The organism is Micromonospora sp. DT229 (assembly GCF_049844505.1).
GTDB lineage: Bacteria > Actinomycetota > Actinomycetes > Mycobacteriales > Micromonosporaceae > Micromonospora.
This window is the reverse complement of sequence record NZ_JBNCLD010000002.1, coordinates 451816-470754: the sequence shown is the minus strand read 5'-3', so window position 1 is coordinate 470754 and position 18939 is coordinate 451816. Positions and strand designations below refer to the sequence as shown.

Annotated in this window: 17 protein-coding genes; 9 read left to right on the top strand and 8 right to left on the bottom strand. The window is 71.3% G+C overall.

Annotation, left to right across the window (positions count from 1 at the left end; translation table 11 throughout):
- The first annotated feature begins 9 nt into the window (after positions 1 to 9).
- Both ACLQ2T_RS04975 and ACLQ2T_RS04970 read left to right on the top strand, forming a co-directional pair.
- The gene (locus ACLQ2T_RS04975; protein ID WP_425764771.1) at positions 10 to 486 is read left to right on the top strand and encodes a hypothetical protein; all 477 of its coding nucleotides are present in this window, start codon (positions 10 to 12) and stop codon (positions 484 to 486) included.
- A 31-nt stretch (positions 487 to 517) separates the two neighbouring features.
- Complete coding sequence (locus ACLQ2T_RS04970; protein ID WP_425764770.1) at positions 518 to 1996, top strand: serine/threonine-protein kinase; 1479 nt, start codon at positions 518 to 520, stop codon at positions 1994 to 1996.
- Positions 1997 to 2010: 14 nt separating this feature from the next.
- On the opposite strand, the gene ACLQ2T_RS04965 is transcribed toward ACLQ2T_RS04970, so the two are convergent.
- Positions 2011 to 2337, bottom strand: a complete 327-nt coding sequence (locus ACLQ2T_RS04965; RefSeq protein WP_425764769.1) for a hypothetical protein — start codon at positions 2335 to 2337, stop codon at positions 2011 to 2013.
- A 236-nt stretch (positions 2338 to 2573) separates the two neighbouring features.
- Here ACLQ2T_RS04965 and ACLQ2T_RS04960 point away from each other — a divergent pair, with 236 nt between their 5' ends.
- Positions 2574 to 4352 carry an alpha/beta hydrolase gene (locus tag ACLQ2T_RS04960; RefSeq protein ID WP_425764768.1) on the top strand — a complete coding sequence of 593 codons (1779 nt, stop codon included), beginning with the start codon at positions 2574 to 2576 and terminating at the stop codon, positions 4350 to 4352.
- Between the two features lie 71 nt (positions 4353 to 4423).
- On the opposite strand, the gene ACLQ2T_RS04955 is transcribed toward ACLQ2T_RS04960, so the two are convergent.
- From ACLQ2T_RS04955 to ACLQ2T_RS04930, 6 genes are all read right to left on the bottom strand, one after another.
- Entirely contained in the window at positions 4424 to 5587 is a 1164-nt protein-coding gene (locus ACLQ2T_RS04955) for an acyl-CoA dehydrogenase family protein (RefSeq protein ID WP_425764767.1), read from the bottom strand.
- Positions 5587 to 7638, bottom strand: coding sequence for a biotin carboxylase N-terminal domain-containing protein (locus ACLQ2T_RS04950; RefSeq protein ID WP_425764766.1), 2052 nt, complete (start codon positions 7636 to 7638; stop codon positions 5587 to 5589). The genes ACLQ2T_RS04955 and ACLQ2T_RS04950 overlap by 1 nt, the downstream gene beginning before the upstream one ends.
- 70 nt (positions 7639 to 7708) lie before the next feature.
- On the bottom strand, positions 7709 to 9310 hold the full coding sequence (locus ACLQ2T_RS04945) for an acyl-CoA carboxylase subunit beta (protein ID WP_425764765.1): 1602 nt from the start codon (positions 9308 to 9310) through the stop codon (positions 7709 to 7711).
- Positions 9307 to 11025, bottom strand: a complete 1719-nt coding sequence (locus tag ACLQ2T_RS04940; RefSeq protein WP_425764764.1) for an acyclic terpene utilization AtuA family protein — start codon at positions 11023 to 11025, stop codon at positions 9307 to 9309. The genes ACLQ2T_RS04945 and ACLQ2T_RS04940 overlap by 4 nt, the downstream gene beginning before the upstream one ends.
- Positions 11026 to 11098: 73 nt before the next feature.
- The gene (locus tag ACLQ2T_RS04935) at positions 11099 to 11734 is read right to left on the bottom strand and encodes a TetR/AcrR family transcriptional regulator (RefSeq protein ID WP_425764763.1); all 636 of its coding nucleotides are present in this window, start codon (positions 11732 to 11734) and stop codon (positions 11099 to 11101) included.
- A gap of 211 nt (positions 11735 to 11945) precedes the next feature.
- Positions 11946 to 12623, bottom strand: a complete 678-nt coding sequence (locus ACLQ2T_RS04930; RefSeq protein WP_013736306.1) for a Crp/Fnr family transcriptional regulator — start codon at positions 12621 to 12623, stop codon at positions 11946 to 11948.
- A gap of 212 nt (positions 12624 to 12835) precedes the next feature.
- Here ACLQ2T_RS04930 and ACLQ2T_RS04925 point away from each other — a divergent pair, with 212 nt between their 5' ends.
- The 6 genes from ACLQ2T_RS04925 (at position 12836) to ACLQ2T_RS04900 (ending at position 18134) form a co-directional block, all read left to right on the top strand.
- Positions 12836 to 13501 carry an adenosylcobinamide amidohydrolase gene (locus ACLQ2T_RS04925; RefSeq protein WP_425764762.1) on the top strand — a complete coding sequence of 222 codons (666 nt, stop codon included), beginning with the start codon at positions 12836 to 12838 and terminating at the stop codon, positions 13499 to 13501.
- Positions 13502 to 13560: 59 nt separating this feature from the next.
- A complete protein-coding gene (locus tag ACLQ2T_RS04920; protein WP_425764761.1) occupies positions 13561 to 14709 on the top strand; it encodes a CapA family protein in 1149 nt (382 codons plus the stop codon).
- Positions 14710 to 14737: 28 nt separating this feature from the next.
- On the top strand, positions 14738 to 15547 hold the full coding sequence (gene nth, locus ACLQ2T_RS04915; RefSeq protein WP_425764874.1) for an endonuclease III: 810 nt from the start codon (positions 14738 to 14740) through the stop codon (positions 15545 to 15547).
- On the top strand, positions 15544 to 16164 hold the full coding sequence (locus ACLQ2T_RS04910) for a TlpA family protein disulfide reductase (protein WP_425764760.1): 621 nt from the start codon (positions 15544 to 15546) through the stop codon (positions 16162 to 16164). The genes nth and ACLQ2T_RS04910 overlap by 4 nt, the downstream gene beginning before the upstream one ends.
- 14 nt (positions 16165 to 16178) lie before the next feature.
- A complete protein-coding gene (locus tag ACLQ2T_RS04905; protein ID WP_425764759.1) occupies positions 16179 to 16892 on the top strand; it encodes an NUDIX hydrolase in 714 nt (237 codons plus the stop codon).
- Positions 16893 to 16955: 63 nt separating this feature from the next.
- Complete coding sequence (locus ACLQ2T_RS04900; protein WP_425764758.1) at positions 16956 to 18134, top strand: MarP family serine protease; 1179 nt, start codon at positions 16956 to 16958, stop codon at positions 18132 to 18134.
- Positions 18135 to 18137: 3 nt separating this feature from the next.
- Here ACLQ2T_RS04900 and ACLQ2T_RS04895 read toward each other — a convergent pair whose 3' ends face one another.
- Positions 18138 to 18893 carry a phosphatase PAP2 family protein gene (locus ACLQ2T_RS04895; RefSeq protein WP_425764757.1) on the bottom strand — a complete coding sequence of 252 codons (756 nt, stop codon included), beginning with the start codon at positions 18891 to 18893 and terminating at the stop codon, positions 18138 to 18140.
- Between the last annotated feature and the right edge of the window lie 46 nt (positions 18894 to 18939).

Sequence of the window (18939 nt, the reverse complement as noted above, 5' to 3'; positions counted from 1 at the left end):
GGGCACGAGATGAGGCTGCCGCGCTCGGTTGCCGGCTGGACGATCGCGGTGTTCGGTGTGTTGGCGCTGGTGATGGGTGTCGTCGGGCTGCTCTGGCCGGAGGCGCTGCTGGGGATGCTCGGCTTCGAGATACCCGAGACCAGGATGGCCGGCGACTACACGGGGGTCTTCGTGACCGCCTCGTCGATGGCCTCTTTCAACATGGGGGTCTACTACCTGCTGGCCACCGCCACCGAGTGGCGGGCCTTCTACCGTTTCACGGTGGTCTTCCGTCTGGTCACCTTCACGGTGTTCACCCTCGCGGTGCTGGCCGACGTGGCACCCGGCCGGTTCTTCGGGGTGGCGGCCTGGGAGGGTGTGGGCGCGTTGGCCACCGCCGCCGGTCTGTGGTGGGATGCCCGGCGTGGCGTCGGAGCTGCGGATTCGGGTGGGCGCAGCGGCACGGAGACGTCGAGCGTGGAACCGTCCGCCGATGCGGTTCATTGAGCCGCTGTAGCAGTTGGGTATTTTCGATACCGTGACCGACACGCCGCCCGGCTCCCTGCCGACGCCCATTGTGCCTGGTCTGACTGGTTTGCAGGTATTCGCCCGGGGTGGTTACGCGACGGTTTACCGGGCCACCCAGATCTCGGTGGACCGTGAGGTCGCGGTCAAGGTGGAGAACCGCACCCTGGCCAGCGAGCGGGACCAGGCGCGGTTCCTGCGCGAGGCGCGGGCCGCCGGCCGGATGTCCTCGCACCCGCACGTGGTGGACCTGTTCGACGTCGGCGTGACCATCGACCAGCACCCATACCTGATCATGGAGTTGTGTGACGGGTCGTACGCCGAACGGATGCGCAACTCGCGGCTGGACGCCGTCGAGGCCCGCGACCTCGGTGTCAAGATCGCTGACGCGATAGCCCACTCGCACGGCGCCGGGGTGCTGCACCGCGACGTGAAGCCGGCCAACATCCTGTACTCGCACTTCAACACCGCCGTGCTGGCCGACTTCGGGCTGGCGGTGGTAGCCGAGATGCGGGACGCCTCGGTCGCCCTGGAGGTGCTCACCCCGGCGTACGCGCCGCCGGAGATGTTCAACCACAGCCCGCCGTCCCCGGCCGTGGACGTGTACGCGCTCTGCGCCACCCTCTACGCGGTCATGCACGGGCGTCCGCCCCGGTGGCAGTCCGAGCGCAACCCGAGCCTGGTGACCGTGCTGGAGATGTTCCACCAGCCGATTCCCAGCCTGCCCGGGGTGCCGGAGGACCTGATGGCGGTGCTCCGCGCGGGGATGGCCAACGATCCCGGGGAGCGGCCGTCCGCCGCGGAACTGCGTGATCTGCTGGCCAGTCTCTCCCTGGGGACGCCCGGCGGGTACACCCAGGGCGGCTCGCTCGGGTACGGCGGTGGCCGGTACGACATCGTTCATCCCACGGCACGGGGCGGTCAGCCGGTCGAGGAGGTCTCCGCCGGCTCGACCGAGCGGCGGCGTCGGCGGCTCTGGTTCTTCGGGGTGGCGGGGGTGGCCGCGTTGGCCGCCTCGGCGGGGGTCGGCGCCTGGGCCGCCGGTGGCATGCCGTCGACACAGGCCACCCTGCCCCCTCGCCCCTCGGCTTCCGGTGTCCTCCGCCCGGGTTGCGCGACCGTGCCGGAGACGCTGCCCAGCGGTGTCCGGTGCGCGGAGGAGTTGGAGTGCTTCGGGCCGGTGCAGGTGCGTGGTCAGCGGGCCCAGGCCGGCCGGGTGCCGTGCGACACCCGGCACACCTGGGAGAGCTACGCCCTGGGGAAGTTGCCGGCGGCGCTGCTGGACGCCGGTCATGACGAGATCGTGGCCGATCCCGCTGTCCAGCGGGTCTGTAACGAGGAGACCTTCCGGCTGGTCACCGGGGGGCGTCAGCCGATCGGCTGGAACCTGGAGGTGCTGCCCCCGGCCGACCCGCAGGCCGACCGCACGTACCGCTGCCTGGCTGGTCGAGGGCTGGACGGACTGGCCTCCCCCACGCTCACCGGAGGTTGACGGGTAGGCGCCACTCATTGGTCGTCGTCGCGGCGGTAGCGGGCTCGCATGGCCCGGACCGCGTCACGGTCGCCCAAGGTCTCCAGGGTGTCGGCGTCCACCCCGGGAGGCGCGGGGTCGGCGGGCCCGAGCGGCTGCGGGGGAACGGGCGCAGCGGCGGTGTCCTGTTGGCGGGCGGCGGTCACGGCCACCCCGGAGATGACGGCGAGCAGGACGCAGAGCAGGGCCATCGCCACGCCGAGCAGATCCTGCCGGCCTCTGGCGATGAGTGACACCAGCAACCAGAGTGCCGCGGCGGCGGCGACCACCGCGACGGTGCGGGCGTCGGAGATGCGCTTCACCCGTCCAGAATGTCGGGGATCGCCGCGCTGTCAACCACGGGCTTCCCATCATTGGGAAAATCCTCGGCCTCCATCTGCTGAAGACAGCCCTCGCTCATGAACAGGTTGTTACATCCCTCGGGGTGGATGCCATGAAATGCTCTTATCTGTCCGGAAGGATGACGAGTTCCAAGTATCTAGAGTGATCGATGATCGAGCCTCGACTCGGCATGTCCCACTCACCGGAAGGCGTCCATATGTCACCAGTCCGGACACTGGCCGCGGCAGCGACGGCCGGCGTACTGCTTGCCGGGATGGCGGTCGCACCCGCCGCTGCCGCCCCGATCTCCATCGGCGGCGCGACCGTCTCGCACCGCACCAGCATCAAGGAGAGCCTCCGCGTCGACCGGGTACCGACACCCAGGATGAACTGGGCGGAGTGCGACGAGGGCGCCGAGTGCGCCACGGTCGACCTGCCACTGGACTACGACGACCCGAAGGGCCCCACGACCCAGGTAGCAGTCGTGCGGGTCAAGGCACGCGACCAGAAGCGCAAGATCGGCAGCCTCTTCATCAACCCGGGCGGCCCTGGGGTCCCGGCCATCGACACCGTCCTCGCCTCGCCGTACTTCCTCAGTGACGTGCTGCTGGAGCGGTTCGACATCGTCGGGATGGACCCGCGCGGGGTGGGTGCCAGCAACCCGATCAGGTGCTTCAGGTCGGCTGGGGAGCAGGCCCGGGCGTACGAGGGGTTGAACGTGGCCTTCCCGTACACCGAGGCGGAGGAGAAGGCGTACCTGGCCTCCTCGATCGCCGTGGGTAAGGCCTGCTCCACCACGGGCAAGCCGATCAGCGGCGCGATGTCCACCGCCCAGGTGGCCCGGGACATGGAGGTGCTGCGCCGGGCCGTCGGCGACAAGAAGCTGACCTACCTGGGATACAGCTACGGCAGCATCCTCGGGCAGTACTACGCGAACATGTTCCCCGACCGGGTCCGCGCCGTGGCGATCGACGGGGTGCTGGACGCGACCGCCTGGCTGGGCGGCGGGAAGTACGGCGACCTGGACCAGGAGTCGCGGATGCGCAGCGCCCAGGGCGCGCACAAGGCGCTCAGCGAGATCCTCAAGCGGTGCAAGACCGTCGGCCCCGACGTCTGCCCGCTCGCCCCCGGCGACCCGGCGGCCAAGTTCGAGTTGGCGATGCAACGGCTCAAGGCCGGGCCGGTGGTGATCGACCTCCCGTACCTCGGCCCGCGACCCTTCACCTACACCAGCTTCATCGGGTATGTCCTCAGGTTGATGTACTACCCGTGGAATGATTTCGACATCGTGTGGTTGACCGCGGAGGTGCTGCGGTTGACCGACCCGATGGCATCCGAGGCGGACCGCGAGCAGGCGCGGGCCGCGCTGGCCCAGCGGCTGGCCAGGGCCAACATCGACGACATCCCGTACGACAACATGATGGAGGCATTCCTCGGGGTGGATTGCACCGACGCCAACCACCCGAAGGACGTTGCTTCCTGGCCGGCACGGGCGGCCAGGGCCGACAAGCGGGACCGGTACTTCGGTCGGCTCTGGACCTGGACCAGCGCGCCCTGCGCCCGGGGCAGTTGGACGGTGCGCGACGAGGACCGGTTCACCGGCCCGTTCAACCGACGGACCGCCAACCCGGTGCTGGTGGTCGGCAACTACTGGGACCCGTCCACCAACTACAACGGGGCGGTGTCCACCTCGAAGCTGCTGCCGAACAGTCGGCTGCTGTCCAGCGACAGTTGGGGACACACCGCGTACGGGACCTCGGCCTGCGTGACCGATGCCATGGACGCGTACCTGCTGCGGGTGACGCTGCCCAGGAAGGGCACGGTCTGCAAGGGTGACATCCAGCCCTTCCAGGAGGTGCCGGAGTTCGCGGCGACCACCCGGGCCCAGGTGTCCGGCAGCGACATGGCCGCGCAGAGCGCGCCGCGTCGTGGCACCCCGAAGCAGCTACCGCCGGTAGTGGCACCGCTGCCGGTAGCGACACTGAGCGGCCGCTGAGTTACGTTCGATTCACCGGGGTACGGCCGGCGTTCGGGTCGCCCGCCGTACCCCGGCCCGTCTTTCCGGTCTCAGTAGGACTTGTCCTGGCCGAGGAGGTGTTGGGCGACGAAGTTGAGGATCATTTCGCGGCTGACCGGGGCGATGCGGCTGGCGCGTACCGCACCCAGCAGGGTGGCCACCCCGTACTCCGTGGTCATGCCGGCCCCGCCGAGGGCCTGGACGGCCGTGTCGACGGCCAGCGCCGCCGCCTCGCTGGAGGCGTACTTGGCCATGTTGCCGGCCACCCCCGCCTCCAGGTCCCGGCCGGCGTCGTAGAGGGCCGCCGCCTTCTGGATCATCAGCCGGGCCAGCTCCACCTGCACGTGGGCGTGGGCCAGGGGGTGGGAGACCCCTTGGTGGGTGCCGATGGTCCGGCCGCCCCAGACCTTCCGGGTGGCGGTGTACTCCGTGGCCCGCTCGATGGCGTACCGGCCGGTGCCGGCACCCATCGCGGCCACCGTGATCCGCTCCGGGTTCAGCCCGGAGAACAGCGCCGGCAGTCCGGCGTCCAGGGACTCACCGACCAGGGCGTCGGCGGGCAGCCGAACCTCGTCCAGGTAGAGCAGGAACTGGTTCTCCGGTGACACGATCTCCATGTCGAGCTTGGAGCGGGTCATTCCGGGCGCATCGGTGGGCACGAGGAACAGTGCGGGCTTGAGCTTGCCGGTCGTGGCGTCCTCGGTACGGGCCACCACCAGCACGTGCTGCGCCTCGTCGACCCCGGAGATGTAGCACTTGCGTCCGGACAGCAGCCAGTCGTCACCGTCGCGGCGGGCCACCGTGGCGAGGCGGTGGAAGTTCGACCCTGCCTCCGGTTCGGTGATCGCGAAGACGATTTTCTGGGAGCCGTCGGCCAGCCCGGGCAGGTGGCGTTTGCGCTGCGCCTCCGTGCCGTGCCGGTGGATCACCGTGGCGGCGATCGCGGGGGAGACCACCAGCAGCAGCAGGGGGCAGCCGGCGGCGGCCAACTCCTCGCAGACGATGGCCAGTTCGGTGATGCCGCCGCCACCCCCGCCGTACTCGGTGGGGATGTTGACGCCCAGGTAGCCGAGCCGGCCCGCCTCGTGCCACAGCTCGGTGGTGTGCTCACCGGCCTTGGCCTTCTCCACGAAGTAACGGTGACCGTACCGGCGGCCCAGCGCGCGTACCGCCTCGCGTAGCTGGTCCTGTTCCGGGCTGAGGTCGAAGTTCATCACGATGCCTCCTCAAGCGGGTTGACCACGGCCAGCACGGCACCCGTGTCGACCTGCCCGCCGGGCGACACCGGCAGCTCGGTGACCACGCCGTCGGTCGGGGCGTGAACGGGGTGCTCCAGCTTCATCGCTTCCAGGGTCAGCAGCAGGTCACCGGCGGCGACCTGCTGGCCGACCTCGACGTGCACCCGGGTCACCGCGCCGGGCAGCGGGGCCAGCAGCGACCCGGCGGCCAGCGCCGCGCCGGGCAACGGGAAACGCGGCGACTCGACCAGCCGCGCCGCCCCGTTCGGGCCGTCCACGAAGACCTCCGACCCGACCCGGTGTACGCGGTACCCCCGCCGTACCCCGGCCACCTCCAGCACGACCCGCTCCGGGCCCGCCTCGATCAGGGCGACCTCGTCTGTGCCGTCACCGGTCTCGGCGTCGTCGGACCCGCTCGGGGCGGCTGGGGCCGGACCGGCGTGGTTGGGTGAAGCGGCGGTCGAGTCGGTAGAGGTCGACCACTGCGCCAGCCGACCTGCCCGGTCCAACCGGTAACGGACCTCGATCTCGCCACCGTCGCCGCCGGTGAACCGGGTTACCTGCCCGACGGCGGGCACGTTGCGCCAGCCGGACGGCAGCCCGGCCAGTACCGGGGCGGCGGCGCGGCGGGCGGCGGCCGAGGCCAGGGCGCCGGCTAGGGCCACCAGGGGAAGCTCGGCGGGGGGCAACAGCGGGGCGAGGACCTCCGGGTGCCGGTCCAGGAAACCCGTGTCGACCTGCGCGGCGGCGAACTCCGGGCTGCGCAGCACCCGGACCAGCAGGTCCCGGTTGGTGGTGACGCCGTGCAGTTCGGCCCGGGCGAGCGCACCGGCCAGGGCGCGGGCCGCCTCGGCGCGGGTGGGCGCCCAGGCGATCAGCTTGGCGAGCATCGAGTCGTAGTGCACGCTGACCGTCGAACCGTCGATCACCCCGGAATCCAGCCGCAGCCCCTGGTGCGGGGTGAACTCGGCGGCCACCCCGGGCACCGTGAACCGGTGCAGGGTGCCGGTCGCCGGGCGGTATCCCTGGGCGGGATTCTCGGCGCAGAGGCGTACCTCGATGGCGTGGCCCTGCACCGGCGGGGTAGCCGACACCGGCAGGGGTTGGCCCTCGGCGACCAGCAGTTGCAGCCGGACCAGGTCCAGGCCGGTGACCGCCTCGGTGACCGGGTGTTCCACCTGGAGTCGGGTGTTCATCTCCAGGAAGAAGAACTCGCCCTCCTCGCTGAGCAGGAACTCCACCGTCCCCGCCCCGACGTAGTCGACCGCTTGGCCGGCGGCCACCGCCGCCTGGTGCAGGCGGTCCCGCAGCTCCGCGTCGAGCAGGGCCGGTGCCTCCTCGACGATCTTCTGGTGTCGGCGCTGGATCGAGCAGTCCCGCTCGCCGAGGGCGAGCACCGTACCGTTCCGGTCGCCGATGATCTGCACCTCGACGTGCCGACCCCGCTCGACGTACCGCTCGATGAAGACCGTGCCGTCGCCGAAGGCCGAGGCCGCCTCGCGACGCGCACTCGCGACGGCCTCGGGGAGCCCGGCCGGATCGCGGACCACCCGCATGCCGCGCCCGCCGCCCCCGGCGGCGGCCTTGACCAGCACCGGGAAGTCGGTCACCTGATCCGCCTCGGTCCAGCTGGGCAGCATGGGTACGCCGGCCTCGGCCAGCAGGGCCTTGGCGGCGAGCTTGTCGCCCATCGCGGCGATCGCCTTCGCGGGCGGGCCCACCCAGGTCAGGCCGGCGTCGGCCACCGCCGTGGCGAAGTCGGCGTTCTCGGCCAGGAAGCCGTAGCCGGGGTGGACGGCGTCCGCGCCGCAGCGCCGGGCCGCGTCGAGGATCAGGTCGATCCGCAGGTACGTCTCGACGGGGGTGTGACCGGGTAGGCGTACGCACTGGTCGGCCTCGGCGACGAAAGGCGCCTCGGCGTCCGCGTCGGAGTGCACCGCTACCGTCTCGATGCCGAGCGCCCGGCAGGTGGCGAAGATCCGGCGGGCGATCTCCCCCCGGTTGGCGACGAGCAGCCGACTGATCACGGGGCCAACCTTTCGTTCGCGACTGCGGGACTCCGCTTCGCTGCATTCCTCGCGCTCACGGGCATCTGCCTCACATTCGGAAGACGCCGAAGCCGTCGGCGCCCTTCACCGGTCCGTTGTGGATGGCCGACAGGCAGAGACCGAGGACGGTACGGGTGTCCCGAGGATCGATCACCCCGTCGTCGTAGAGCCGACCGGAGAGGAACAGCGCCCCGGACTGCGACTCGATCTGCTGCTCGACCATCATCCGCATCGCCGCGTCGGAGTCGGCGTCGAACTTCCGACCCCGGGCGGCGGCGGCCTGCCGGGCCACGATGGACAGCACCCCGGCCAACTGCGCCGGGCCCATCACGGCCGACTTCGCATTCGGCCAGGTGAACAGGAACCTCGGCTCGTACGCCCGACCGCACATGCCGTAGTTGCCGGCCCCGTACGAGGCACCCAGGTTGACCGTCAGGTGCGGCACCTTCGAGTTCGACACCGCGTTGATCATCAGGGCGCCGTGCTTGATGATGCCGCCCTGCTCGTAGGAGGTGCCGACCATGTAGCCGGTGGTGTTCTGCAAGAAGATCAACGGGGTGTCGGTGGCGTTGGCCAGCTGGATGAACTGGGCCGCCTTCTGCGCCTCGGCGCTGAACAGCACCCCACGGGCGTTGGCGAGCACCCCGACCGGGTACCCGTGCAGCTCACCCCAACCGGTGACCAGGGCGGTGCCGTAGGCCGGCTTGAACTCGTCGAACTCGCTGCCGTCCAGCACCCGGGCGAGCACCTCGCGGGAATCGAAGGGCACCCGAAGGTCGGCGCTGACGATGCCGAGCAACTCCTCCGGGTCGTACTTGGGGGGCTGCGGGTGCGGGTTGCGCGGCGGGGGGCCGAGCTTGCGCCAGTTCAACCGGCGTACGCACTGCCGGGCCAGCCGGATGCCGTCCCGCTCGTCGGCGGCGAGGAAGTCCGCCAGCCCGCTCGTCGTGGCGTGCATGGCCGCCCCACCCAGGGACTCGTCGTCGGCGTCCTCACCGGTGGCCATCTTCACCAGCGGCGGTCCGGCCAGGTAGACCTGGGACCGGTCCCGGATCATGATCGTGTAGTCCGACATCCCGGGCACGTAGGCCCCGCCCGCGGTGGCGTTGCCGAAGACCACGCTGACCGTGGGGATCTTCTCGGCCGAGAGCCGGGTCAGGTCGCGGAACACCCGGCCACCCGGAATGAAGATCTCCGCCTGGGTGGGCAGATCCGCCCCGGCCGACTCGACCAGGTTCACCATCGGCAGCCGGTTGGCCAGGGCGATCTCCCCGGCCCGGCGGGTCTTCGCCAGCGACCAGGGGTTCACCGCCCCGCCACGTACCGTCGGGTCGTTGGCGACCACCAGGCACTCGACGCCCTCGACCACCCCGATGCCGGTCACCACGCTGGCCCCGACCGGGAAATCCGTGCCGTATCCGGCGACCGGCGACAGCTCCAGGAACGGGCTGTCCTGATCCAGCAGCAGCTCGATGCGTTCCCGGGGGAGTAGCTTGCCGCGCCCGTGGTGCCGGGTCACGTACTTCTCGCCGCCACCGGCCCGCGCCTGCTGCACTGTGTCGTCCAGTTCGGCGATGCGTTCCAGCAACGCCTCCCGGTTGGCGCGGAACGCCGCCGAGGTGGGATCGACGGCGGTGTCCAGTGTGCTCACTGCGCTCCCTCCGATGCCGGTCCGGCGGTCAGCTCCGTCGGCAGGTCGACCACCCGGGCACGGAGCAGTTCGCCGAGCGCCTTGGCCTGCGGGTCGAACCGGGTGGAGGCGGCCACCCCGGCACCCAGCAGCCCTTCGATGACGAAGTTGACCGCCCGCAGGTTGGGCAGTTCGTACCGCTGCACCGTCAGCCCGGCGGTCTCCGGCAGCAACTCGGCCAACCGCTCGACGCTGAGCCAGCCGCGCAGCCAGGCCCAGGTCGCGTCGGTACGCGCCCACACCCCGAGGTTCGCGTCGCCGCCCTTGTCGCCCGAGCGCGCCCCCACCACCTCCCCCAGCGCCCCCCGCCGGGTCGAGTGAAAGGAAGGGCCCCCTGTTAACGCCTCGTGTTGTACAGGGGTCCCCTCCAAACAGGTCACCGGCGGCGGGGGAATCGGCATCCGGGAGCCGTCGGGCAGCACGGCGACATGCGCGACGTCGCCCTGCGGCACGGCGTCCGTGGTGAAGACCCCGTACGGGGTGGCGTCGCCGGGCAAAGTGGTCAACGTGCAACCCGGATAGGAGGCCAGCGCCAGCTCCACCGCCGCCGCCGAGAAGGCCCGCCCGGCCCGCGACTTGTCCCCGTCCCGCAGGTGTACGTGCAGCAGCGCGCTGGCCGTCTCGGTGTCCACGGCATCCGGATGATCCGTACGGGCCAGGGTGAACTCCAGCCCCTCCGGGCCGACCGACTCGGTCAACTGCGCCTCTACCAGGGCGGCCTTGGCCGGAATGTTCAGCCCGCAGAGCACGAAGGTCATCGAGTTGCGGAAGCCGCCCAGGTTGTTGATGCCGACCTTGAGGGTCTCCGGTGGGGGCGCACCCCGGACCCCGCAGACCCGGACCCGGTCCGGCCCTTCCTGATCCAGGGTCACCGTGTCCAACCGGGTCACCACGTCCGGCCCCAGGTACGCAGGCCCGCCCACCTCGTACAACAGTTGGGCGGTGACGGTCTCGACGGTGACCGCGCCGCCGGTGCCCGGGTGCTTGGTCAGCACCGCCGAGCCGTCCGGGTGCAGCTCGGCGATCGGGAAGCCCGGCCGGTGCCCGCCGTCGGGCAGCTCGGTGAAGAAGCTGAAGTTGCCGCCGGTCACCTGGGCCCCGCACTCGATCAGGTGCCCGGCGACGGTCGCCCCGGCCAGTGCGTCCAGGTCGTCGCGTCCCCAGCCGAAGTGGGCGATGGCCGGGCCGACGGCCAGGGAGGCGTCGGTGACCCGGCCGGTCACCACGATGTCGGCCCCACCCTCCAGGCAGGCGGCGATGCCGAAGGCCCCCAGGTAGGCGTTGGCGGTCAGGGCGTCCGGCCTGGCGAGGGCGTCGCCCTCCACGTACCCGACCCGCACGGTGAGCCCGAGCCGGTCGGCGAGGGACCGGACGGCGGCGGCCAGCCCTGCCGGGTTGAGCCCACCGGCGTTGGTGACGATCCGTACGCCCCGGTCCAGCGCGGTGCCGAGGGTGCCCTCCAGTTGCCGCAGGAAGGTCTTCGCGTACCCGAGATCGGGGTCGCGCATCCGGTCCCGGCCCAGGATGAGCATGGTCAACTCGGCCAGGTAGTCCCCGGTCAACACGTCCAACTCGCCGCCGTCGAGCATCTCCCGCCAGGCGGAGAAACGGTCGCCGTAGAAGCCGGAGGCGTTACCGACCCGCAGCACCGTAGCCGTGCCGGAGGTCCGACTCATGCGAGCCGTCCGGTGGCAGCCGGTGCGGTGAGCGGTACGGGCAGGTCGAGCATGATGCCTCCGGGCGGGATTGTCAGTGCCGCGCGCTCCCCGGCGGGTCGGCTGCGGGGGTGAGCAGGGCGGCGAGCTGGTGTTTCCAGGCGTGCAGCAGGGCGGTCCGCCGGGCCGAGTCGTCGCTGAGCAGGTTGGCCACGCCAAGCCCCCGCAGCAGGTCGAGGGTCGCCTGCACCGCCTCGCGTACGCCGGGCCGACGTTCGTCCACCCCGAGCAGTTCGACGGTCAGCCGGTACATCTCCCGGCCCACCCGGGCTTCCAACGGCAGCAGGGCGGCGCGTAGTTCGGTGTCGGTGCGGGCGGCCACCCAGAGTTCCAGGGCGGCGACGAACAGCGGCCCGGTGAAGGCGGCGGCGAGTAGGTCGACGACTCTGTCCAGCCGATCCGGGCCGGCCGGCAGCGCCTCGGCCTCGACCCGCAACTCCGCCGCCCGCCGCTCGCTGAGGTGCCCGACGGCGGCGGTGACCAGGGCCGCCTTGGTCGGGTAGTGGTGCAGTTGGGCACCCCGGGAGACCCCCGCCCGATGGGCCACGACGGTGGTGGTGGTGCCGGACCAGCCATGCTCGACCAGGCAGTCGAGGGTCGCCTCCAGCAGTCGGGCCTGGGTGGCGCGACTGCGTTCCTGCTGAGGGACCCGGGTCGATGCGGTGGACACGCGCACAGCCTGCCGCGCCAGAAACAAACAGTCAAGCCTGACTTTTTACCGGTCCTTCGGCTGCTCGGCTGTGCAACTCTGCGGCTGTCGGCCGAGTCCCCGGTTCCGAAACCGCGCCGACCGGCAGCTACCTCACCGCCGTGGGACGCCTGAGACACGCCACCCGCCCGGCCCAGGTGGCGGGCCGAGCGGGTGGGTTGAGCAGACGGGGTCAGACGCGGGCGCGGCGGGCCAGGCGCTCCGGGTCGAGGATGATGATGCTCTTGCCGTCCAGCCGGAGCCAGCCGCGCGAGGCGAAGTCGGCCAGGGCCTTGTTGACCGTCTCCCGGGAGGCGCCGACGAGCTGGGCGATCTCCTCCTGGGTCAGGTCGTGGGTCACCCGCAGCACACCGCCGTCGCGGGTGCCGAAGCGGCCGGCCATCTGGAGCAGGTTCTTGGCGACCCGGCCGGGCACGTCGGTGAAGATCAGGTCGGCCAGGGCGTCGTTGGTCCGGCGCAGTCGGCGGGCGAGCACCCGCAGCAGCTGCTCGGCGATCTCCGGCCGGTTGTTCAGCCAGGGGCGCAGGGCCTGCTTGCGCAGTCGGGCCAGCCGGCTGTCGGTTACCGCGGTGGCGGTGGCCGTACGCGGGCCCGGGTCGAACAGGGACAACTCGCCCACCATGTCCGACGGTCCCATGACCGCGATCAGGTTCTGCCGGCCGTCCGCCGCGCGGCGACCCACCTTGATCTTGCCGGACAGCAGGATGTAGAGACTGTCGCCGGGCTCGCCCTCGTTGAAGACGACCTCGCCCTTGCGGACCTCGATGGTCTCCATCTCCTTGGCGAGCGCCTCGGCAGCCTCCGGGTCAACGCCCTGGAAGATCCCGCTGCGGGCCAGTACCTCGTCCATCGCGCACACCTCCGGTTGCGCGTGCCGTCTGCTCGGCCGGGACTGCCGTCCGCTGATCCCCTCGCGCGCCGACCAGTCTAGGCGCACGTGAGCAGGAATCAGAGGTCCACCCCTGGAATCTTGATCGTTGGGCGTACCCGCCCGTTGCCGGAGCCCGCTACCATCGCCCGGCCCACCCGAGCGGGTGATGCCGCTGGTCGTAGGGTCACGGCGTGCTGAGCGACCCTGTGCTGACCAGCCGCCGTGAGGACGGACGGGACATTCCGCTACTCGTGTGGCGGGCGAGGCGACCCTTGCGAGCGGTCAGCAGCGCCCCCCTGGGCGGTGGCATCGGGGTACGGCGGTGGGTGCTGAACGCGACCGTGCCGATGTCGTACGACCGGGAGGACCCGGCCGCCCACCTGGTCGACATGGCCCGCCGGCTCGACCTGGACGGGCCCGGGGTGGGTCTGCTGACCGGAGTCGACGTCGGCGAGATGCTGACCCGTACGGACACCGGGGTGCGGGTGTGGGCCACCGTGGGCCTGGGCACCCCGATTCCCGCCGCGGCACCCACGGCACCGGCCGTGGCGGTCCAGCGGGTCGGCACGGTCAACATCGTGGCCTGGGTACCCGCCCGGCTCGGTGACGCCGCCCTGGTCAACGCGGTGGCCACGGCCACCGAGGCCAAGGCGCAGGCGATCGCCGACCTGGGACTGCCCGGCACCGGTACCCCCACCGACGCGGTCACCGTGCTGTGCCCGCCCACCGGGCCGGTCAGCGCGTACGGTGGCCCCCGCTCGGACTGGGGAGGCCCGCTGGCCCGGGCGGTGCACGCCGCCGTACTGGCGGTCGGGACCGGCACAGTGGTGCCATGGTCGGATCGGCTCCGGGTCTGAAACTCCCCGACCGATCGGCCATCGTCATGCGGCTTAACCGCGCGGTAGTGTCGCCCGCGATGTATGCTCCCGCCTCCCCTGCGTCCCGGCCACGTCGCTCCGCCGTGGCCGTGCTCGGTGCGCTGCTAGCCGCCCTCCTGCTCGCCGGATGTGCCCAAGCCGGGGAGAGGCCGCTGTGGCAGCCCGGCGCGGGCGGCGGCGACACCGGGGCCCCGGTCGAGTCGCCGACGCCGAAGGTCAAGAAGATCTCGCTCTCGGCCACCGGCGACATCGTGATGGCGATGGCCCCCAACCGGATGCCGCCCAACGACGGCAAGGGCTTCTTCGACTCGGTGAAGAAGGCCCTCTCCGCCGACCTGGTGATGGGCAACCTGGAAGAGCCGTTGACCGTGGACACGGGGGCCGGCAAGTGCGGGGCGGACTCCACCCGCTGCTTCCAGTTCCGGGCCCCGCCGGAGTACGCCGCCCACCTGGCCGACGCCGGGTTCGACCTGCTCAACCAGGCGAACAACCACGGCTACGACTTCGGGGAGAAGGGGTACGAGAACACCCAGAAGGCCCTGGAGGAGCACGGACTGGAGCACACCGGCGCCCCCGACCAGATCACCGTGGTGGAGGTCAAGGGCGTCAAGGTGGCGGTGGCCGGGTTCTCCTCCTACCGCTGGTCGAACAGCCTTACCGACATCCCGGCCGCCAAGAAGGTGATCGCCAAGGCCGCCACCATGGCCGACATCGTGGTGGTGCAGGTGCACATGGGCGCCGAGGGTGCGGAGATGACCCGGGTACGGCCGGGCACCGAGATGTTCCTCGGCGAGAACCGGGGTGACCCGATCAAGTTCTCCCGAGCCATGATCGATTCCGGGGCCGACCTGGTGGTCGGGCACGGCCCGCACGTGCTGCGGGGCATGGAGTTCTACAAGGGCCGACTGATCGCGTACAGCCTGGGCAACTTCGCCGGTGGGGGCAACTCGCTGAGCAACAACGGGCGGCTCGGCTGGGGCGGGGTGCTGAAGGTGTCGCTGGAGGAGGACGGCACCTGGGCGGGTGGCTCCTTCGTGTCGACGTACATGGACGGGGTGCGCAAGCCGGTGGTGGATTCCGACGACCGAGGGCTGGGACTGCTCCGGGAACTCACCAAGCTCGACTTCCCGGAGACCGGCGCCAGGTTCACCGACTCCGGCAAGATCAGCCCGCCCGACGAGGACTGAGCCGCTCGGCGTACGCGTGTCCGTGGCAGTGTCGTCGGGGCGACGTAGGCTGGCCGTCGTGACCAGAAGTGCCACCGAGACCGACCTCGGACGTACCCGGCGGGCCCGGCGGATCGGACGGGTGCTGACCGAGACCCACCCCGACGCGCACTGTGAGCTCAACCACAGCAGTCCGCTGGAGTTGGCCGTCGCCACCATCCTGTCGGCCCAGTGCACGGACAAGAAGGTCAACGAGGTCACCCCGAAACTCTTCGCCCGCTACCCGAGCGCCGCCGACTACGCCGGGGCGGACCGGGCCGAGATGGAAGAGCTGATCCGACCCACCGGGTTCTACCGCAACAAGACCAACTCTCTGATCCAGCTCGGTCAGGCCCTGGTCCAGCGCCACGAGGGTCAGGTGCCCGGCCGGTTGGTCGACCTGGTGACCCTGCCCGGGATCGGCCGCAAGACCGCCAACGTCATCCTCGGCAACGCCTTCGGGGTGCCCGGCATCACGGTCGACACCCACTTCCAGCGGCTGGTGCAGCGCTGGGGGCTCACCTCGGAGACCGACCCGGTCAAGATCGAGCACGCGATCGGAGCGATGTTCCCGAAGCGCGACTGGACCATGCTGTCGCACCGGATCATCTTCCACGGCCGGCGGGTCTGCCACGCCCGCAAGCCGGCCTGCGGGGCGTGCACCCTGGCGAAGCTCTGCCCGTCGTACGGCACCGGGCCGACCGAGCCGGCCGCCGCGGCGAAGCTGCTCAAGGGCCCCCGGGCCCGTGACCTGGCGGTCGCCGCCGGGATCGATCCGCAACTGGTGCCGGCGCAGGCGGTCCAGGCGGAGGCCCCATGATCCGCCGACTCGCCCTGCTCACCCTGCCGCTGCTGCTGGTCGCCACCGCGGCCTGCACGGCCGACACCGAGGCGCCCGCGCCCAGCCGACCGGATCAGGCCGCCGGCCGACCCTCCCCGTTCGCCGACTGCGCCGCGTTGACCAGCCCGCCGAACGGCTCGACCGAGGACCCTGCGGTCGGCGACACCGGCGGCAGCCGGCTGCCCGAACTCTCCCTCACCTGCTTCACCGGGGGCACCCCGGTCGCCCTGCGGGAGGTACGCGGCCCAGCCGTGATCAACATCTGGGCCTCCTGGTGCCCGCCCTGCCGCAAGGAACTGCCCGCCTTCCAACGGCTCAGCGAACGCGCCGACGGACAACTCCGGGTGATCGGGGTGAACACCCAGGACAGCCGCACCGCCGCCCAGGCCATCGGCGAAGACTTCGGCGTACGGTTCCCGATGCTCGTCGACCAGGGTCAGGCGATGCAGCGGGCGCTGCGCCGAAACGCCTTCCCGGTGACGGTGTTCCTGGCCGCCGACGGGCAGATCCGGCACATCGACACCTCGGGCGCGCTGGACGACGCCAGCCTCACCGCACTGGTCCAGCAGCATCTCGACATCGCGGTCGGAGCGTGATCGGAGGTGGCGAGATGACTCATCCGGTGGAGACGGCCGACACCCGACGGGCCCCGGCCTGGCTGCAACCCCTGCTGGTCCGCCTCGGCACCGCCCGTACCGAGGACTTCACCCAGCTGCGCACCCCGGAGCAGGGGGGCCGGGAGAGCGCCGTACTGGTGCTGCTCGGCGAAGCCGAGACCGGCCCGGACGTGCTGGTCCTGCAACGGTCCGCGACCCTACGCACCCACGCCGGCCAGCCGGCCTTTCCCGGCGGAGCCGCCGACCCGGAGGACGTCGACGCGGCGGCGACCGCCCTGCGGGAGGCCAACGAGGAGGTCGGGCTGGACACCAGCAGCGTGACCCTGCTGACCGAGCTGCCCCGGCTGTGGATTCCGGTCAGCGACTTCGTGGTCACCCCGGTGCTCGCCTGGTGGCACGCGCCCCACCCGGTGCACGCCCGGGAGCCGGCGGAGGTGGCCCATGTGGCTCGGCTGCCCATCGCCGAGCTGGTAGACCCGGACAACCGGATGCGGGTACGCCATTCGAGCGGTTGGATCGGCCCGGCCTTCTCGGTACGCGGGATGCTGGTCTGGGGATTCACCGCCGGGGTGCTGTCCGCTCTGCTGGACATGGGTGGGTGGAGTCGACCCTGGCCGCAGAACCGGATCGTCGAACTGCCGCCGACGGGGCAGACCCCGGCGCCGTCGGCCGGAACGGACGAGGCCGACGAGAGTGCGATGCGCTGATCAAGCGGTCACCTTCCGCTAGTGATCAGCCTTCCGCGTGCCGTCGGCCCGTACGCTTGACCCGTGTCGGCCGTGGATCTCGTCCTGCTCATGCTCATGCTCGTGTTCGCGATCAGCGGATACCGACAGGGGTTCGTCATCGGGGTGCTGTCGTTCTCCGGGTTCTTCCTGGGTGCCCTGATCGGGCTCCAGATCGGGCCGATGTTCGCCCAGCAGTTCGTCGACGGCGGCATCCGGGTCCTGGTCTCACTCGTCGCCATCTTCGGGTTGGCCGTGGTCGGTCAGGCACTGGCCGGTTGGTTGGGGTCGCATCTGCGCCGCACGATCAACAGTGACGTGGGTCGGCGGATCGACGACATCGGCGGCGCCTTCGTCTCGCTCTTCGCCGTGCTCCTGGTCGCCTGGCTGGTCGCGGTGCCGCTGGGCTCCTCCTCACTGCCCTGGCTGGCCGCCTCGGTACGCAGCAGCGCACTGCTCAACGTGGTCGACCGGGTGCTACCCGACCAGGCGCAACAGCTGTCGACCGCGTTGCGCGACACGGTCGACACCAACGGGTTCCCGGACGTCTTCGACGGCCTGCGGCGTACCCAGGCCCGGCAGGTCGAGCCCCCGGACCCGGCGCTGGCCGGCTCCGAGGTGGTGGCCAGCGGGCAGCGTTCCGTGGTCAAGGTGCTGGGGTCCGCTCCCAGTTGCTCCCGCCGCATCGAGGGCTCCGGTTTCCTGTACGCCAAGGACCGGGTGATGACCAACGCCCATGTGGTGGCCGGTACCCGTTCGGTGGCGGTGGAGTTGCGTGGCGACCGGTACGAGGGCGAGGTCGTCGTCTACGATCCGAACCGGGACCTGGCCGTGCTGTACGTGCCCGGGCTGCCCGGCCCCTCCCTGCGGTTCGCCGCCGGCAACGCCTCCACCGGGGCGGACGCCATCGTGCTCGGCTTCCCGCTGGACGGCCCCTACAACGCCCAGTCGGCGCGGGTCCGGGACGTCGACCGGATCACCGGGCCGGACATCTACTCCTCCGGCAGTGTGACCCGCGAGATCTACACGATCCGGGCGCTGGTGCGCAGCGGCAACTCCGGTGGGCCCCTGGTCTCCTCGAACGGCCTGGTCCTGGGGGTGATCTTCGCTGCGGCGGCGGACGATCCGAACACCGGCTTCGCGGTGACCGCCGCCGAGGCTCGCCCGGTGGCCCTGGAGGGGGCGCAGCGTACCCGGGGGGTCGACACCGGGGAGTGCACCTGACGGTCAGGAATGTGGTGGCGAACCTGGTCGGGGCCACACCTCCAGGGCGGTGGCGGTGGCGGTGAGCACCGCCAACCCGAGCAGCAGACCGGCCAGCACGTCACTGCTCCAGTGCACCCCCAGCGCTATCCGGCTGAACCCGGTGACCAGGGCGATCAGCAGGGCACCCAGCCAGATCGCGGCCTGCGCCAGGGGCCCGGCCCGGGTCACCGGCTGACCGGCTCGGGCCGGGGTGGGGGGCCTGGGCAGGAAGACCACCACGAGGACCCCGGCGGCGAGCATCGCGTTCAGAGCGTGCCCGGAGGGGAAGGCCAGTCCGGGCGCCTCTGCCACGGGATCCGGCAGCACCGGTCGGTCCCGGCCTACCAGCAGCTTCAGCAACGGCCCGAGCAGACCGCCGACCACCATGGTGGTGAGGACCCAGACCGCGAGCCGCCGGGCGCCCCGGCTGACCAGCCACAGCACCAGGAACAACGCTGCGGCCCGCAGCGGCCACGGCGCGAACACGTCGGTGCACACCCTCATCACCCGCACCCACAGCGGGTGGGCGACGGCGTACCCGTGCAGGTGTTCGGTCACGGTCGCATCGAGCCGGTGCAACGGCGACCATCCACCCAGCACCAGCCCGGCCAGCAGGGTGAAGGGCAGCAGGGGCAGCAGGGTGAGGGCCGGGGCAGGGCTGCGTGGGGTGGGGCTGACCGCAGGCAGGCTGCGCTCCCGCCATGACACCGGCGGGACACTGCGCCGATCGCTGCCCACGGCGATGTTGTACCCCCGACGACGCAGGCGTACCGGGGATTCGGGC

Excerpts from the sequence above, each read along its gene's own strand:
- ACLQ2T_RS04975 (WP_425764771.1), top strand. The coding sequence starts at position 10 with ATGAGGCTGCCGCGCTCGGTTGCCGGCTGGACGATCGCGGTGTTCGGT.
- ACLQ2T_RS04960 (WP_425764768.1), top strand. The coding sequence starts at position 2,574 with ATGTCACCAGTCCGGACACTGGCCGCGGCAGCGACGGCCGGCGTACTG.
- ACLQ2T_RS04955 (WP_425764767.1), bottom strand. The coding sequence starts at position 5,587 with ATGAACTTCGACCTCAGCCCGGAACAGGACCAGCTACGCGAGGCGGTA.
- ACLQ2T_RS04940 (WP_425764764.1), bottom strand. The coding sequence starts at position 11,025 with ATGAGTCGGACCTCCGGCACGGCTACGGTGCTGCGGGTCGGTAACGCC.
- ACLQ2T_RS04930 (WP_013736306.1), bottom strand. The coding sequence starts at position 12,623 with ATGGACGAGGTACTGGCCCGCAGCGGGATCTTCCAGGGCGTTGACCCG.
- ACLQ2T_RS04920 (WP_425764761.1), top strand. The coding sequence starts at position 13,561 with ATGTATGCTCCCGCCTCCCCTGCGTCCCGGCCACGTCGCTCCGCCGTG.
- ACLQ2T_RS04910 (WP_425764760.1), top strand. The coding sequence starts at position 15,544 with ATGATCCGCCGACTCGCCCTGCTCACCCTGCCGCTGCTGCTGGTCGCC.
- ACLQ2T_RS04905 (WP_425764759.1), top strand. The coding sequence starts at position 16,179 with ATGACTCATCCGGTGGAGACGGCCGACACCCGACGGGCCCCGGCCTGG.